Source organism: Propionibacterium freudenreichii subsp. freudenreichii, assembly GCF_000940845.1.
Taxonomy (GTDB): Bacteria; Actinomycetota; Actinomycetes; order Propionibacteriales; family Propionibacteriaceae; genus Propionibacterium; species Propionibacterium freudenreichii.
The window spans coordinates 982,289-997,863 of record NZ_CP010341.1 but is presented as its reverse complement, the minus strand read 5'-3'; the positions used below and the strand labels follow the sequence as shown (position 1 = coordinate 997,863).

The following is a 15,575-nucleotide window of genomic DNA, read 5'->3' as shown; positions in this document are numbered from 1 at the left end:
CCGGGCAGCCCCGGGGACTATTCGTCGGCGCCGAAGCCCTTCAACAAGCCGAACAGGTAGGCGTCCGACAGCGCTTCCCAGCTCGCCTCGATGATGTTCGCGCCGACCCCGACGGTGGTCCAGGTGTCGTGCTGCCAGGTGGTACCGATCTGCACCCTGACGGTGGCGTCGGTGCCGCGGTCCTCGTCGAGGATTCGCACCCGGTAATCGGTGAGCTCGTAGTCGCGCACCTGCGGATAGGCGGGTCGCAGGGCCCGGCGAAGGGCCTGGTCGAGGGCATTCACCGGGCCGTTGCCCTCGCCGACGAAGATCTGCGGTGAACCCTGGGCCTCGAGCTTCACCGTCGCCTCGGTGTAGGCGTCGTCCTCGGAGGAACCACGCTGCTCGATGAACACCCGCCAACTGGTCATCGAGAAGGGACGGTCATTGAGCTCGCCGCACGTATCGCGCACGAGCAGCTCAAAGCTGGCGTCGGCGGCCTCATAGGCGTAGCCGTGGGCCTCGCGCTGCTTGACCAACGAGGCCACCTGCCCGGCAAGGTCGCGGTCCGAGAGGTCCATGCCCAGCTGTTCGCCCTTGATCTGGATGTTCGCGCGGCCGGCCATGTCGGAGATGAGCATGTGCATGTCGTTGCCCACCGCGGTGGGATCGATGTGCTGGTAGAGGTCGTTGTTCACCTTGAGGGCGCTGGCGTGCAGGCCCGCCTTGTGGGCGAATGCCGACTCCCCCACATACGGCTGCCGCGCGGAGACCGGCTGGTTGGCGATCTCGGCCACCGTGCGGCTGACGCTGGTCATGTTCCCCAGTTGCTCGGGGGTCACCACGGGCCACTCATATTTCAGTTGGAGGTCCGCGATGAGCGTGGTCAGGTCGGTGTTGCCGGTCCGCTCGCCATATCCGTTGATGGTGCCCTGGATGTGGGTGACGCCGGCGTCCATGGCGGCCAACGAATTGGCCAGCGCACATCCACTGTCGTTGTGGCAATGGACCCCCAGCTCGACGCCGATCGACGAGGTCGCCGAGATGATGTCACCCATCCAGTGGGGCAGCATGCCGCCATTGGTGTCGCACAGCACCACGGTCTCGGCACCGGCCTCGGCCGCGGTACGCACGACCTCCAGGGCATAGGCGGGGTTCGTGCGGAAACCGTCGAAATAGTGCTCGGCGTCGACGAGCACCCGCTTGCCGTGCCCCACCAGGAAGCGCACCGAGTCGGCCACCATCGCCAGGTTCTCGTCCAGGGTGGTGCGCAGCGCCTGGGTCACGTGGACGTCGTGGGCCTTTGCCACGATGCACACATAATCCGTACCGGCCGTACACAGCGCCTCGAGCAACGGATCCTCGCTCGCCCGTGAACCGGCGCGGCGCGTCGATCCGAAGGCCACGAGCTTCGCCGTGCGCAGGCCCAGTTCGGGCGCGCGCGCATAGAACTCGGTGTCAATCGGATTGGCGCCCGGCCAGCCGCCCTCAATGAAGTCGACGCCCATGGCGTCGGCCTGCAGGGCAATGGCCAACTTGTCATCCAGGGACAGGTGCATGCCGGCCTGCTGGGCCCCGTCCCGCAAGGTGGTGTCGTAGATGTGCAGCTTCTCCGGGCGCACTGGATTCATGGTCATGTGTGTGATCCCCTCTGCCCGACCGCGCGGCTCAGACGACGCGCTGGGTCCAGCCGCGGGTGTCCTCGCGACGTCCGTACTGCACATCCAACAGGTAGTTGCGCAGCGCAATGGTTCGCCCACCATCGGCGGGGACCGCCATATCGTGACGACCCTGTTCGTTGGTCAGCGAGCCGATCGGCGTGACCACTGCGGCCGTGCCGCAGGCGAAGAGCTCCGAAATGGTGCCATCGTCCATGCCGGCGTACACCTCGGCGATGTCGATGGGACGCTCGACGGGCTTCAGTCCCATCTCCGGGGCGATGGTGAGCAGGGAATCCCTGGTGACGCCGGGCAGGATGTTCCCGTTCAGCGGCGGCGTGACCAGCTCGTCGTTCTTGGTGATCATGAGGAAGTTCATGCCACCCAGTTCCTCAACCCAGCGGTGCTCGGCGTTGTCGACGAACATCACCTGGTTGCAGCCATGGGCGAAGGCGGTCTCCTCCGGCACGAGGCTGGCGGCATAGTTGCCACCACACTTGGCGTCGCCGGTGCCACCGTTGGACACGCGGCTCAGGTGGGACTCGACCCAGATGTCGACCGGCTTGACGCCGCCGGAGAAGTAGGCCCCCACCGGGGAGGCGATCACGCAGAAGGCAACCGTCTTGCTGGGCCGCACACCCAGGAAGCTCTCGGTCGCGATCGAGAAGGGACGCAGGTAGAGGCTCTTCTCGCCCTCCTTGGGAACCCAGCGGGCATCGAGGCGGGTGAGCTCACGAACGGCCTGCACGAAGTCGTCCACCGGCAGCTGCGGCAACGCCAGGCGCTTGCTGGAATTGAAGAAGCGCGCCGCGTTGCGCTCGGGACGGAACAGCCAGATGGAGCCATCCTCGCGGTGGTACGCCTTGAGCCCCTCAAAGGCCTCCTGGGCGTAATGGAATACGGCACCGGCGGGGTCCATCGGGATGGGCCCGTACTCAATGAGTCGGGGGTCAACCCAGCCCTCATCCTCGCTCCAGTCAATGCGAGCCATGTGATCGGTGAAGTGCACCCCGAAGCCGGGGTCCTCGTTGATCTTTGCGATGTCCGCCTCAGTACGATACGTGGGGTCGGACGGTGCGTTGAACTTCAGTGCCATGACTTCAGGCTACTGCGCGCCCACGGCCCGACAACCGGCCGTTCATCTGTCGGTTGGAGGGTGTCGAGGTTGCGCTGATTAGCCATCTGCAACGCCGTAGTTCGCTGTTTCGTCAGGGCTGAGACCGCGCATGGTCCTCCTGCGGGGACACTTAGTGTGACAACCATGAGTAAGTCTTCGCACAAGCCAGTCATTGCAGTCATCCCGGGCGACGGAATCGGCCCCGAAGTGGTGGCCCAAGCCGTCAAGGTCCTTATCGCAGCGGCGGGTGAGGACACCTTCGAGTTCTCCCAGTACGAACTCGGGGCCCAGCACTGGCTCGATACCGGTGAGGTGCTTTCCGACGAGACCCTCGCCGATCTGGCCACCCGTGACGCGATCATCCTCGGTGCCGTGGGCGCTGCGCCCGGCAGCAGCACCATTCCCTCCGGACTGCTGGAACGCGGCCTGCTGCTCAAGCTGCGCTTTGAATTCGATCAGGACGTGAACCTGCGCCCGTCGAAGATCTATCCCGGTGTCGTGACCCCCCTGTCCCAGGCTGTACTCGACCAGGGTCCGGTGGACTTCGTGGTCGTGCGCGAGGGCACGGAGGGCATGTACGTGGGCAATGGCGGGACCCTGCGCCAGGGGACGCCCAACGAGGTGGCCACGGAGGTCAGCATCAATACCGCGTTCGGCGTGGAACGCGTCGTGCGCTATGCATTTGAGCTCGCCACGAAGCGCAGCAACAAGGTCACCCTCGTGCACAAGCACAACGTCCTGGTGAATGCCGGGGGCCTGTGGCGTCGCATCGTTGACCAGGTCGCCACCGAATATCCCTCGGTGGAGCATGACTACCTGCACGTTGACGCGGCGACGATCAACCTGGCCGTTGATCCCCAGCGCTTTGACGTGATCGTCACCGACAACCTGTTCGGTGACATCCTGACCGATGAGGCCGCTGCAGTGACCGGCGGCATCGGACTGGCGCCGAGCGCCAATATCAACACGGCACGCACCTATCCCTCGATGTTCGAGCCCGTGCATGGTTCGGCGCCCGATATCGCCGGCAAGGGCATCGCCGACCCGACAGCCGCCATCAGCTCGATGGCGCTCCTGCTCACGCACCTGGGATACGAGAAGGAGGCACAGCGGGTGAATGACGCCGTGAGTGCCGATATTTCCGAGCGTGGAATTGCCAAGCGCAGCACCGTTGAGATCGGCGATGCGATCGCGGCCCGCCTGGCCTGAATTGGGCACCATCCCGGTGTTCCGGGATCGAGGATGATGGCCCGTGGCTCCCCGGAGTCGCGGGCCATCGTCGTGTCCGCACCCGGGACCCCGAGCCCGGGAACCGTGCCACATTCCCACCTGAAGTGGCTCTTCACGAACGAGGGTGTAGCGCGGGTCTGAATCCGCCGGCTTCGAGCAGCGACCGAGCGATGTAGTGGCTGAGGTTGCGGAAGCCGAGGGCCGTGCCGCGGAGGTGTTCGAGTCGGCCGTTGATCGCTTCGGTGGGGCCGTTGCTGGTGCCGGGGCGGTCGAAGTAGCCGAGCACGTCCGAAGCGCGCTGTGTGAGGGTGCGGGCGAGTTTGCGGATCTCGACGAGCTGCTCCGGGACGCTGGCGCTGATCTTGTCGATCGTGTGCGCGAGGAAGAATCTGCCCAGGCCGCGGTCCTTGTCCCGGTAGGCGGTGATCATGTCTTGGTAGATGCCCCACGTCGCTTCGACCTCGACGTGCCTGTCCTCGGCGAACAGGGCATCTAGCCGCGCCTGCTGCTTGTCGGTGAGCAGACCGGCACCGGTGAGCAGGGTCCGTCTGGCCTGGTAGAGCGGATCGCCCTTCATGCCCCGCCGGCCGAAGACGTCGTGCTGTACCCGGCGTCGGCAGTTCTCCAGCGCGTCACCGGCGAGCCGGATCACGTGGAACGGATCCATGACCGGGGCCGCGTCGGGCAGTTCTTCGGCGGCGGCGGTCTTGAACCCGGTGAATCCGTCCATGGCGACGACCTCGATCCCCTCTCGCCAGGGCTTCGGTCTGGCGGCGAGCCAGGTCTTGAACACGGCTTTCGAGCGTCCGGCGACCATGTCCAGCAGCCGTGCCGGGCCGGTCTTGTCGCGCACCGGGGTCAGGTCGATGATCACGGTCACGTACGTGTCGCCGTGGCGGGTGTGTCGCCACACGTGCTCGTCGACGCCGATCGTGGTCACGCCCTCGAACCGCGCCGGGTCATCGATCAGCCGCCGGCGGCCCTCGGCGAGGATCGCGTCGTTCGCGGCGGACCAGGACACCCCCAGCCCTGCCGCGACACGCGTGACCGAGAGATGATCGAGGACCAAGCCCGCCAGCCCCCACGCCAACCCACCGCGGGAGATCTTCACCCGTACCGGCGCGGCGGCCGTGGTGTCCTGCCGCCAGACCCGCCCACACCCGCAGCATTTGTAGCGCCGGACCCGGATCAGCAGGGTCGTGGGCCGATGCCCGAACGGCTCATGCGCGAGCCGACGGATCACCGTGTCGCGCGGGGCGCCCTCGCATCCACACTCGCGGCACCACCGGTCCGGCTCCACGACACGGCACTCGATCACCGCCCGATCCGGGTCCAGACGCTGCCCGACAGCCTCCAGGCCGAGCTCGTCGAGACCGCAGAACGTGGTCAGGCAAGGTGTAGTGAAAGTAGGGTGTGACACGTCGAGGTCTTCCGGCAGATGGCGAGTGTGAGAACTTCCATCCTCAGGGAGACCTCGACCCCTACCCGGCCACCGACACGCTCAACCCGCTACACCCTCGTTCGTGAAGAGCCGCCAATCCGGATCCCGGCCTCTACCCGAAGATCGGCCTGCCCGCGGGCACCGAGGCACTCGGCATCATGACGATCACCCCCAGCGAAGCGTCGATCATCGCCGCCGATGTGGCCACGAAGGCCTCGGCGGTGTCGTTGGGTTTCGTGGACCGCTTCTCGGGTTCCCTAGTCGTGCTCGGCCAGCTGTCGGACGTCGAATCGGCGATTGAGAACGTGGTGGCGGTGCTGTGCGATGAGCTCGGCTTTGCCCGCCCACCCATCACGCGTTCATGAAGAAGATCCTGTTGGTCGGCTCGGTCGGTGCCGGGAAGACGACCCTTTTGCAGTGCCTGCACGAGCGCGAACCCAGCTACGCAAAGACCGAGACGATCTACACCGACGGCACCATCGTGGACACGCCGGGCGAATACCTGGAGATGCCGTTCTACAAGCATGCCCTGCGGATGGCTTCCTTCGAGGTGGACCTGGTGGTGCTGCTCGCCTCCGCGCAGGTGTCGGAGGCGAAGTTCCCACCCGGGTTCACCAGCTTCTTCATGCCACCGTCGGTGGGCGTCGTGACGAAGATCGACCTTGCCGACCAGGTGGCGATCGACATCGCCACGTCACACCTGCAGATGGCCGGCGTGACGCAGATCTTCCCCGTGTCTGCCATGACCGGGGCCGGAATCGATCGGCTCGCAGCCCGTCTGGCCTAGTCCCGGCACCCTCCCGGCGCCCTCCGGGGTGGACCGTACGGGTCGGCGGGGACTAGAGGGCGTGGGCCAACAGCCCGGCGAGCTCATGAGCGGTCACCGGCCGGGGGTTTCCCGATGTGCAGAAGTCGCGCAATGCGGTCTGGGACAGCTGTGGAATGGCAGCCCGGAAGGCGGCGCGGTCGACGCCGGCGTCGGTGAGCGAGGCCGGCATGTCAAGGTCACGACGTATGGCGGTGATGAAGTCGACGAGCCCCGTCACCAGTCCGCGTCGGGTGGCCGCGTCGATGCCGATGGCCGCCGCGAGCTGTGCATAGCGCTCGGCGATGGGCGACAACGTGGCAGCCCCGAAGCCCAGCTCGCCGGCGTTGAAGCCGATCACATGCGGCATCAGGATGCCGTTGAGCCTGCCGTGCGCCACATGGAAGCTGCCGCCGATGGCATGGGACAACCCGTGCACGATGCCCAGTCCGGAGTTCTCGAAGGCGATGCCGGCCATCGTCGCCGCATTCTGCTGGTGTTCCCTGGCCGCAAGGTCGTTCCCGTCGCGGAAGCTGGCCACCAGGTTCGCGCTGATCAGTCGCAGCGCCTTCTCGGCCAGTGCGTCCGTGATGTCGTTGTGGTCCAGCGCAACATAGGCCTCCACCGCGTGGCTGAGCGCGTCCATCCCGGAGTCGGCGGTGAGCGTGGGCGGGCAGGTGCGCACCGCGTCAGGGTCGAGGATGGCCACATCTGCCACCATGTCGGGTGAGGTCATGGGGAGCTTGGCGTCGTGCTCGGGATCGGTGACCACCGCGAACGAGCTGACCTCCGACCCGGTTCCCGAGGTGGTGGGCACCACATAGAAGCCCGCCGACAGTGGCTGGCCCTGCTCGAGGGCAATCTTGCGCACCGCCTTGGCGGTGTCGATCGGCGATCCCCCGCCCAGGGCCAGCAGGGCCTCGGGGGCGCAGTCAAGGAAGGCCCGCAGGCCGCGCGCGACGGCCTGGACGTCGGGATTGGGCTGCACCTGGTCGAAGACCGTGATCTCGGCGCTGCCGAGGTGGCCGCGCACGGTGTCCATCAGTGCCGAGGAGGCCATGAAGGCGTCCGTGATGACCAAGACGCGGCGTCCGCCGAGCCTGTCCAGCGCGGTGAGTGCGTCAGGCCCGCAGGCGAGAGAAGTGGCCAGTTGGAATTGCTTCATGGAGCGGTCTCCGGTCGAACGATGAATGCTGTCGCCGGTATTCGCTGGGCGACATCCCCGTTCGGGAACGGAAGACCCTGGAGAAGTAGTTCACCTGGCTGAAATCCAGGGTGGTCGCGATTTCACCCACCGGCATCTGGGTGGACGCTAGCATCAGCTCGGCCCGTTCCAGCCGCCGTGACATCACATATGACACGAATGTGTCGCCCGTGACCGATTTGAACAACTTCGACAGGTGCCCCGGGGACCAGTGGAGCTTTCGGGCTGCCTCGGTCAGCGACAGCGCGCGGGCGGGGTTGCGGGCGATGTCATTGATGAGATCGCGCAGGTTGTGCTGCCGTTGCGGACGGGTGCGGAGCACCTCATCGAGGATCAGGGTGGCCAGCCGTTCGGCGTGCAGCTGGCTCGTGTAGCGGCCCGGATGGGCGCCGGCACCGCGTCGGTGCCGCACGATGGTCTCCTCCAAGTGTGGCGCGAGGCGTGGCGCGATGTCACGGGCCACGGCCAGGAGGGCCTCGTCCAGTGCCTGCACCCCCTCCAGCACATCGGTGCCCGGAACCGGATCGAAGGCGGCCTGCAACTGCACCGAGATCTCGGCGACCGTGCCCGCAAAGTCCTCGGCCAACAGAGCCGTTCGAAGGATGTCCGCACTGTCGCTCGCAGGAGCGTCGGAATCGGCCTCATCATCCGCGGCCCGGGCCGACGACGTGTTCGGGTTGGGTGTGAACCCCGCGACAATATCGGTGGGAACCACGCTCAGTCCGCGCAGGGCGGCCCCCCGGGCCTGGCTCTGGGCCACTCCCCCGCTGGCCTGATCATCGGACAGGAACAACCGCAGCTTTCCCGAATAGCCCTCGACCCCGGCACGCAGGCCGAGCAGGGTCTGGGCGGCGGCCTGTACCCTACGGCGCCCCACCACGGGTACCTGCTCGTAGTACTGCTCCAGCGTGGGATCGCCCCGCCATGGTGAATCACCCATCAGGAAATCAGGCTGTTCCAGCTCAGGGACCCTGGCCTGACCACACAGGATCGCCCCGACGTAGCTGTTCTGGCTGGTGATCGGCACCGAAAAATCGACCAATCCGGCATGGCAGCGATAGATCTGCGTGGTGCCGTGAGCCAGAGACTGGAGGCCGCCATAGGCATCACAGCCGTGGCACAGTGTGCGACGCACGGGATCTTGGCGGATTGCGCGACAGAAGTCGGTGAATGCGCACATCTCGGTGACCGGCACGCCCTGGGCATCGACGGCGACCGTGGCGAAGCCAGTGGCCTCGGAGAAGTCTTCCAGGGTCTTCGCGAGGGCGGCGACATCCATCAGGTCGACCATGCGCTTCAGAGTCATCGGGGCCCCTGACGTCCTTGTCCAAGTTGCCTTGATACTAACAGCACGGCCGGCGCGGTTCGAAGGTGACTCTAAGCATCTCCCATCATGCGGAATATGGGCGGCGATTCGGCGCCGGCGGATGACCCGGACGGCATGGCGGTGAGGACTAGTTTCGGCGTTCTCAGCCGCGGGGAATGAGGGGCAGCGAGCGCAGCTGGTGCTCCAGGTGCCATGACGAGAAGGCCGCGATCAGCCCGGACACCTCGCGTTGGGTGCCCTCACCGACGGTGCGCGTGGCGGGCCAGTCCCCGCTCATGAGGGCCCCGAGGAACTGCCACGATTCGGGCTCCGGGCGCGCCGAGCCGGGTGGACGGCAACCCGAGCAGACCATGCCCCCGATGGAGGGCGAGAACCACTCCTGCTGCCCCATCACGCCGCACCTGGCGCAGGAATCCAGCACGGGGGCGTAGCCGGCCACCGCCAGGGATCGCAACAGATAGGAATCCAGCACCATCGTCGCTGGGCGCGGTCCATCGCTGGTGCCCTGTCCGAGCACCCGCAGGGCCCCCACGAGCAGTCGGTACTGCTGCAGCGAGGGCTCGTTCTCCACCGCGACCAGGCGGTCGGCCACCTCGAGCATCGTCTCGCCGGTGGTATAGAGCACATAGTCCCTGGTGAGGGGATCACCATAGGGATGCAGGCATTCCACCTGCGTCACGATGTCAAGGCTGCGGCCCACCGCGAACTGCACGTCCACGTGGTTGCACGGCTCGAGCCTGCCGCCGAACTTGCTGGATGTGCGTCGCACCCCGCGCGCCACGGCCCGCACCTTGCCGTGCGTGCGGCTCAGCAGGGTGATGATGCGGTCGGCCTCGCCCAGCTTGTGGGTTCGCAGCACGACGGCTTCATCACGATAGGTGGGCACGTCTTCATTGTGCGTTGCCCGCCCAAACGGATCGTCGCGCCACGTCGGTCGACCACGCACTAGTGTCGGATCGTGGCAACGAGCACTCCTCATCCAGCCCATCGGGCGCCCGACCCGCATCCCAGTGGGGCGCGCCCACCCGCCCTGCCCGCCAAGGCGCTGCCCCGCCACGTCGCCGTGGTGATGGACGGCAATGGGCGGTGGGCAACCCAGCGTGGATTGCCCCGCACCAAGGGACATGAGGCCGGGGAGTCGGCGTTGTTCGATGTGATCGCGGGCGCCATCGAGATGGGAATTGACTGCCTGTCGGTCTACGCGTTCAGCACCGAGAACTGGAAGCGCTCCCCCGAGGAGGTCCGCTTCCTGATGGGCTTCAGCCGTTCGGTGATCCATCGCCGCCTCGACGAGCTGGATGCCTGGGGGGTGCGGGTGCGCTGGGCGGGTCGCCGTCCCCGCCTGTGGCGCAGCGTCATCACGGAGCTCGAGCAGGCCGAGGAACGCACCCGGCACAACGACACGCTGCAGATGCAGTTCTGCGTGAACTATGGCGGACGTGCCGAGATCGTGGACGCCGCCCGCAAGATCGCGGCCGCCGCGGCGGCCGGACGGCTGGATCCGGCCCACCTCACCGAGAAGAGCTTCCACCGCTACCTGGATGAGCCGGACATGCCCGACGTGGACCTGTTCGTGCGCAGCTCGGGAGAACAGCGGCTGAGCAACTTCCTCATCTGGCAGAGCGCCTATGCCGAGCTGGTCTTCTCGCAGAAGCTGTGGCCCGACTGGGACCGCCGCGACCTGTGGGACGCCGTCAACCGGTATGTCCATCGCGATCGCCGCTATGGGGGTACGGATTCCAGCACTCAGGGCGCATAGCCGGTTGCCGGCAGGTTGAGATGACTGGAACGGGTTAATGGCCCGTGCTTGACTCGAAGTATGGATATCGCTATCAAACGCGTCTATGAACCCGCCTCACCCGATGATGGCTATCGCGCTTTGGTCGACCGACTGTGGCCCCGTGGGGAGTCGAAGGTGCGCGCCGAGCTCGACGAATGGTGCAAGGACGTCGCGCCGAGCACGGACCTGCGCAAGTGGTTCAACCACCAGGAAGAGTTGTTCGGTGAGTTCACCACGCGCTATCGCGCCGAGCTGGACGCATCCAGTGAGCCCGCCGCCCTGCTGAAACGCGCCGAGGAGTCAGGCAAGTCGAAGCTGACGCTGGTCTACGGCGCCAAGGACCAGAAGGACAATCAGGCGGTGGTGCTGCGCGACTACCTGAATGGCTTGCAGTCGAAATAGCCATCGTCCGCAGCCCCCGGGGGCACCGCGCCGATGGCGCATGAGCGCTGAGCACATCGCTGCAGTGGGCTGGTCGTGGATCCCGCGACCAGCCCACTGCAGCGCGAAGCCGGATCAGGCCCGGTCGAGCGCGCTCAATGCCGCCTTCAGGGTGGCGGTGGTGATGTCGGGATCGATGCCCACGCCCCACAGCACCTGGGTGTTGTCGCCCTCGCCCACCTCACATTCCACATAGGCGGCCGCATAGGCGTCGCCGCCGGAGGTCAGGGCGTGCTCGGTGTAGTCGAGCACGCGCACGTGGGCGCCCACCTGGCCCAGCGCGTCGATGAATGCCGACAGCGGGCCGTTGCCCTCCCCGGTCACCGTGGTCTGCTTGCCCCGCACATCGAGGTCGGCAGTGATCTGCGTCTGGCCGTGGGCTGCACCGACGGTGAATTCACCCAGCTTGAAGGGGGTATCGCGGCGGAGGTACTCGGAATCAAAGATGTCCCACAGCACCGGGCTGGTGACCTCGTGGCCGGAATCATCCGCCTGGGCCTGCACCACGCCACTGAACTCCATCTGCAGGCGACGGGGCAGCTCCAGGTGGTGATCCGCCTTCATCAGGTAGGCCATGCCGCCCTTGCCCGACTGGCTGTTGACGCGGATCACGGCCTCATAGGTGCGCCCCACGTCCTGGGGATCAACCGGCAGGTAGGGGGCCTCCCAACGGATCTTGTGGATCGAGGTGCCCTCTGCCCTGGCCCGGGTCTCCAGGTCTTCCAGGCCCTTCTTGATCGCATCCTGATGCGATCCCGAGAACGCCGTGTAGACCAGGTCGCCGGCATAGGGGGAACGGGCCGGCACCGGCATCCCGGTGCAGTACTCGACGGTGCGCCGGATGGTGTCCATGTCGGAGAAGTCGATCATCGGATCGATGCCCTGGCTGAACAGGTTCATGCCCAGGGTCACCAGGTCGACATTGCCGGTACGCTCGCCGTGGCCGAACAGGCAACCCTCGACGCGTTGGGCGCCGGCCATCTGGCCCAGCTCGGAGGCTGCCACGGCGCAGCCCCGGTCGTTGTGGCAGTGCATTGAGATGCACACATTGTCACGGTGCGAGATATTACGCGAGAAGTACTCGATCTGGTCGGCGTAGGTGTTCGGCGTCGACATCTCGACGGTCGCCGGCAGGTTCAGGATGATTTCGCGTTCATCGTCGGGCTGCCATACGTCCATGACGCGATCGCACACCTCAATGGCGTAGTCGGTGGGCGTCTGGGTGAAGATCTCGGGGCTGTACTCGTAGCCGATGGGTGTGTCGGGCAGGTACTTCTCGATGGCGTCGATCACCCATCGGGTGCCCTGTTGGGCCAGGTCGATGGTGCCCTGTTGGGTGGTGTGGAAGACGACGCGGCGGAACAGCTCGGCCGTCGCGTTGTACATGTGGACGGTGGCGCGCTTGGCGCCGACCAGCGACTGCACCGTGCGATCGATCAGGTCCTCACGGGCCTGCGTCAGAACCGAGATCACCACGTCATCGGGAATCGCCTCGGGGTCCTCGATGAGGGAGCGGACGAAGTCCCATTCGGTCTGTGACGCGGACGGGAAGCCGATCTCGATCTCCTTGTACCCCATCTTGACCAGCAGGTCGAACATCTTGCGCTTGCGGGCCGGGGTCATCGGATCGATCAGGGCCTGGTTGCCGTCGCGCAAGTCGGTGGACAGCCACCGGGGCGCCTTGGTGATCCGCTGGTCCGGCCATGTGCGGTCGGGCAGGCTCATCGGATGGAAGGGCTGGTAGCGCTCGTAGTTCATGCCGCTGGGCGTCGCGATGGGCTGGGAGAGCCCACAGACGTGCGGGGCGGCGAAGCTCTTGGAAGGTTGAAAGGTGGTGGACATCCGAATCCTCTTCACGGATATGGAAGACCCGGGGTCGCCCGGGCGCCGACGCGTCAGAACTCCGCAGCGAGGATGGCCAGCTAGAAGAAACGGCCCTCGCTGCGGCAACCAAGGAGGAGACCCATCGGGCACGCCGCAAATGTCACGAGAATTACTGTAGTCGCTTGCCGCGTGCCGATGGCAATGTCCAGTTATCGTCCGTGGCGCGCACCGGGGTGGGCGTCGGCTTTGATGGGGCGCATGATGTTTCGACACGCCCGTCTGCTCGACCTCACCACCGGTCGGGTCGGACTTCCCCACGACGTGTTGGTCAGCGGCAACCAAGTCAGGCGAGGCGGGCCAGCCATGATCGCTCCCGACGACGAGGTGATCGACCTGGAGGGCCGCATCGTCATGCCGGGACTGTGGGACTACCACGTGCACTTCGACCTGTGGGCAGCCTCCAAGACCCGCCTGGACGTCTCCGGATGCGTCTCGGCCAATGACACCCTGAGCCGGCTGGCTGCCTCCATCACCCGACTGCCCGCGGGAGCGGCCCTCATCGCCGTGGGCGCCCGCGATTCACAGTGGCCCGACCGGCCCGACACCCGTGAGCTGGACGCGATCAGCGGTAACCATCCCGTGGCGGTGTACATGAACGACCTGCACTCGGTGTGGGTGAACAGCCGGGGCCTGCAACAGTGGGGCTTCCGCGACCGGGTGACCGGCACCGCCAGTAGCGGCGTGCTGCGGGAACAGGACGCCTTCGCCCTGGAGGACCGGCTCGACGAGGTGGACCGGGCTGCCCGCAGCCGGGCACTGATCGACGCCCAGTCCGAGGCGGCGGCCCGCGGGGTGGTCGGCATCGTCGACATGCAGACGGGGGGCCATCGCATCGACGCATGGCGCAACCGGGCCGCCTCCCCCGACCAGCGGCTGCAGGTGCGCATCGCCTGTTGGCCGGACACGGTGGATGACTGGGTGGCCACCGGACTGGCCACGGGAGCACTGCTCGACGACGACCAGTGGCTCACCGCCGGGCCACTCAAGGTGATCGCCGACGGCTCGGTATCGGCCCGCACCGCCTGGTGCACGGAGAGCTATCGTCGCCCCGCCCCCGGCATCGACCCGCACGGCACGGCCGACATCAGTGCCGCGGAGCTGAGCAGGCTGATGAGCCTGGCCGAACGCAGCGGCATCGAGGTGGCGGTGCATGCCATCGGGGATGCCACCGTGGCCAGGGTCCTGGAGTGCTTTGCCGAGACTGGCGCGCACGGAACGGTCGAACACGCCACCGTGATGCACGACGGCGACCTGGCCCGCATGGCGGACCTCGGGTTGACCGCCAGCGTGCAGCCCGCCCAGATCATCGCCGACCGACTCGGGTTCGCCGAGGTGTGGACCGAGCGTCCCCGCCATGTGCACGCCCTGGCCTCGATGGCAGCGGCCCGCATCCGGTTGGTCTTCGGCTCGGACGCCCCGGTGGCCCCACTCGACCCATGGCTGGCGATTTCGGTGGCGGTCACGGGCAGGGAACCCGGATCGTCCGACGGCGCCTGGCAGCCCGACGAGACACTCAGCGTCGGGCAGGCACTGCGCGCCTCGACCTCCGGCATCAACCAGTTGGTCCCCGGCGGGCGCGCCGACCTGGTGGTGCTCGACGATGATCCCTTCACCATCCAGCCAGAGGCACTGGCCGGAATGCGCCCCTATCTGACGATGTCGCGCGGCCGCATCACCCATCGCGCCGACGCCTGACCTCCCCCGCACCCGGGCCGCGGCCCGGACCTCGTGGGGCCATCCCGGGCGGCAATCACTGCGGCATGCAAGGGGGGCGGGCAGGACCATTGCTGGTTCTGCCCGCCCCCTTGCCCTTCAGTGCGTGACCTATTCGCCCGTTCCGGGACGACCCAGGTAGATGACGGCTGCGACGACCGCGCCACTCAACGCGGTGCACCACAGCAGGCAACGCAGCAGCTTGTGCTTCTTCTTACCGGTTACCTCTTGTGACTTCTTTGCCATTGTTCTTCCTCTCCTTGGTGTGACGCCGCTGAAACTGCATCCACATTCTTGCAACCACTTTGTGAAGACCATGGCAATTGCCATCGCCGCGGACGCTGAGCGCACTGTTATCAGCGCGACTCGATGCCCCTCACAAAATCAACAACCCGATAGCGGATCTGTGCCGAGATGCCGCGGAGCAGCTCGTCCTCATCACTCACGCGCACGCTGGTGAATCCGGGCCACTCGCTCACAGTGATCTCCCCATCGGTCACGCCATGACGGCACCGCACGGCACCATCGACGCTCCACACCACGCTATCGTGCCCGGACCATGCGAAGGCGGCGGGATGCGCATCCCCGCTCGATTCGTCGATCATCGAGCATTCGACGGGCTCATGCTTGTCATGCTCGGCCAGGTAGCTGGCCACGGCGAATTCAGCCCACATGGGAACGCAGAATGCAGGCATCTGGTCGGTGCGCCCCACGTCGAGCAGGGTGCCGTCGACGATGTGGAAACTGTGGGTCCATGTGAACGGATTCGAATTCTGGCACTCGATCCGCGAACTGACCTCATGAATACCGCCCTGCGGGGTGGGAACCACCAGCAGCGTCAACACATTGGTGGAGCCGATGTCATGGACGGCCGCGCCCACCTTGTTGCCCCGGGCATCATCGACGCGTTCATAGACCACCTTGGTGCCCCATGCCTGCCTACGGCTGCGTCCGAATAGCGTCATCTTGCGCACGACCTTTCCGCCATCAACCGCC

The 15,575-nt window shown here is 66.4% G+C and carries 15 protein-coding genes; 6 read left to right on the top strand and 9 right to left on the bottom strand.

Translation table 11 applies throughout. The features are described 5' to 3' along the window. Positions 1–17: 17 nt before the first annotated feature. Together cimA and RM25_RS04220 are read right to left on the bottom strand one after the other, a co-directional pair. On the bottom strand, positions 18–1,616 hold the full coding sequence (gene cimA / locus RM25_RS04225; protein WP_013161218.1) for a citramalate synthase: 1,599 nt from the start codon (positions 1,614–1,616) through the stop codon (positions 18–20). A 31-nt stretch (positions 1,617–1,647) separates the two neighbouring features. Next, positions 1,648–2,733 carry a branched-chain amino acid aminotransferase gene (locus RM25_RS04220; protein WP_013161219.1) on the bottom strand — a complete coding sequence of 362 codons (1,086 nt, stop codon included), beginning with the start codon at positions 2,731–2,733 and terminating at the stop codon, positions 1,648–1,650. Between the two features lie 165 nt (positions 2,734–2,898). On the opposite strand from RM25_RS04220, the gene RM25_RS04215 reads away from it, so the two are divergent. Then, positions 2,899–3,963, top strand: coding sequence for a 3-isopropylmalate dehydrogenase (locus RM25_RS04215; protein WP_036941266.1), 1,065 nt, complete (start codon positions 2,899–2,901; stop codon positions 3,961–3,963). A gap of 133 nt (positions 3,964–4,096) precedes the next feature. On the opposite strand, the gene RM25_RS04210 is transcribed toward RM25_RS04215, so the two are convergent. After that, the gene (locus tag RM25_RS04210) at positions 4,097–5,404 is read right to left on the bottom strand and encodes an ISL3-like element ISPfr1 family transposase (protein WP_044636093.1); all 1,308 of its coding nucleotides are present in this window, start codon (positions 5,402–5,404) and stop codon (positions 4,097–4,099) included. Positions 5,405–5,583: 179 nt separating this feature from the next. Here RM25_RS04210 and RM25_RS04205 point away from each other — a divergent pair, with 179 nt between their 5' ends. Further along, the gene (locus tag RM25_RS04205; RefSeq protein WP_080774479.1) at positions 5,584–5,790 is read left to right on the top strand and encodes a BMC domain-containing protein; all 207 of its coding nucleotides are present in this window, start codon (positions 5,584–5,586) and stop codon (positions 5,788–5,790) included. Beyond that, positions 5,787–6,212 (top strand): EutP/PduV family microcompartment system protein, encoded by a 426-nt coding sequence (locus tag RM25_RS04200; RefSeq protein ID WP_036942012.1) that lies wholly within the window; start codon positions 5,787–5,789, stop codon positions 6,210–6,212. Before RM25_RS04205 ends, RM25_RS04200 begins: the two co-directional genes overlap by 4 nt. Positions 6,213–6,264: 52 nt before the next feature. Here the strand turns inward: RM25_RS04200 and RM25_RS04195 are convergent, their stop codons facing one another. The 3 genes from RM25_RS04195 to recO form a co-directional block, all read right to left on the bottom strand. Further along, a complete protein-coding gene (locus tag RM25_RS04195; protein WP_013160805.1) occupies positions 6,265–7,395 on the bottom strand; it encodes a 1-propanol dehydrogenase PduQ in 1,131 nt (376 codons plus the stop codon). Next, entirely contained in the window at positions 7,352–8,740 is a 1,389-nt protein-coding gene (locus RM25_RS11820) for an AraC family transcriptional regulator (RefSeq protein ID WP_048735019.1), read from the bottom strand. The genes RM25_RS04195 and RM25_RS11820 overlap by 44 nt, the downstream gene beginning before the upstream one ends. A gap of 163 nt (positions 8,741–8,903) precedes the next feature. Continuing rightward, positions 8,904–9,647 carry a DNA repair protein RecO gene (gene recO / locus RM25_RS04185; protein WP_044636092.1) on the bottom strand — a complete coding sequence of 248 codons (744 nt, stop codon included), beginning with the start codon at positions 9,645–9,647 and terminating at the stop codon, positions 8,904–8,906. A 72-nt stretch (positions 9,648–9,719) separates the two neighbouring features. Here recO and RM25_RS04180 point away from each other — a divergent pair, with 72 nt between their 5' ends. Together RM25_RS04180 and RM25_RS04175 are read left to right on the top strand one after the other, a co-directional pair. Beyond that, positions 9,720–10,520, top strand: a complete 801-nt coding sequence (locus RM25_RS04180; protein WP_013160802.1) for an isoprenyl transferase — start codon at positions 9,720–9,722, stop codon at positions 10,518–10,520. A gap of 60 nt (positions 10,521–10,580) precedes the next feature. Then, positions 10,581–10,943 (top strand): DUF488 domain-containing protein, encoded by a 363-nt coding sequence (locus RM25_RS04175; RefSeq protein WP_036939361.1) that lies wholly within the window; start codon positions 10,581–10,583, stop codon positions 10,941–10,943. 114 nt (positions 10,944–11,057) lie between these two features. Here RM25_RS04175 and leuA read toward each other — a convergent pair whose 3' ends face one another. Next, entirely contained in the window at positions 11,058–12,824 is a 1,767-nt protein-coding gene (gene leuA, locus RM25_RS04170) for a 2-isopropylmalate synthase (protein WP_013160800.1), read from the bottom strand. Between the two features lie 345 nt (positions 12,825–13,169). Between leuA and RM25_RS04165 the strand changes: the two genes are divergently transcribed. Next, positions 13,170–14,561, top strand: a complete 1,392-nt coding sequence (locus tag RM25_RS04165; protein WP_044636684.1) for an amidohydrolase — start codon at positions 13,170–13,172, stop codon at positions 14,559–14,561. A 129-nt stretch (positions 14,562–14,690) separates the two neighbouring features. Here the strand turns inward: RM25_RS04165 and RM25_RS13195 are convergent, their stop codons facing one another. Beyond that, positions 14,691–14,825 (bottom strand): hypothetical protein, encoded by a 135-nt coding sequence (locus RM25_RS13195; protein WP_013160798.1) that lies wholly within the window; start codon positions 14,823–14,825, stop codon positions 14,691–14,693. Between the two features lie 110 nt (positions 14,826–14,935). Beyond that, on the bottom strand, positions 14,936–15,544 hold the full coding sequence (locus tag RM25_RS04160; RefSeq protein WP_144406040.1) for a hypothetical protein: 609 nt from the start codon (positions 15,542–15,544) through the stop codon (positions 14,936–14,938). Positions 15,545–15,575 lie beyond the last annotated feature (31 nt).

Excerpts from the sequence above, each read along its gene's own strand:
- cimA (WP_013161218.1), bottom strand. The coding sequence starts at position 1,616 with ATGACCATGAATCCAGTGCGCCCGGAGAAGCTGCACATCTACGACACC.
- RM25_RS04220 (WP_013161219.1), bottom strand. The coding sequence starts at position 2,733 with ATGGCACTGAAGTTCAACGCACCGTCCGACCCCACGTATCGTACTGAG.
- RM25_RS04215 (WP_036941266.1), top strand. The coding sequence starts at position 2,899 with ATGAGTAAGTCTTCGCACAAGCCAGTCATTGCAGTCATCCCGGGCGAC.
- RM25_RS04205 (WP_080774479.1), top strand. The coding sequence starts at position 5,584 with ATGACGATCACCCCCAGCGAAGCGTCGATCATCGCCGCCGATGTGGCC.
- RM25_RS04200 (WP_036942012.1), top strand. The coding sequence starts at position 5,787 with ATGAAGAAGATCCTGTTGGTCGGCTCGGTCGGTGCCGGGAAGACGACC.
- RM25_RS04195 (WP_013160805.1), bottom strand. The coding sequence starts at position 7,395 with ATGAAGCAATTCCAACTGGCCACTTCTCTCGCCTGCGGGCCTGACGCA.
- RM25_RS11820 (WP_048735019.1), bottom strand. The coding sequence starts at position 8,740 with ATGACTCTGAAGCGCATGGTCGACCTGATGGATGTCGCCGCCCTCGCG.
- RM25_RS04175 (WP_036939361.1), top strand. The coding sequence starts at position 10,581 with ATGGATATCGCTATCAAACGCGTCTATGAACCCGCCTCACCCGATGAT.
- leuA (WP_013160800.1), bottom strand. The coding sequence starts at position 12,824 with ATGTCCACCACCTTTCAACCTTCCAAGAGCTTCGCCGCCCCGCACGTC.
- RM25_RS04165 (WP_044636684.1), top strand. The coding sequence starts at position 13,170 with ATGATCGCTCCCGACGACGAGGTGATCGACCTGGAGGGCCGCATCGTC.
- RM25_RS13195 (WP_013160798.1), bottom strand. The coding sequence starts at position 14,825 with ATGGCAAAGAAGTCACAAGAGGTAACCGGTAAGAAGAAGCACAAGCTG.
- RM25_RS04160 (WP_144406040.1), bottom strand. The coding sequence starts at position 15,544 with ATGACGCTATTCGGACGCAGCCGTAGGCAGGCATGGGGCACCAAGGTG.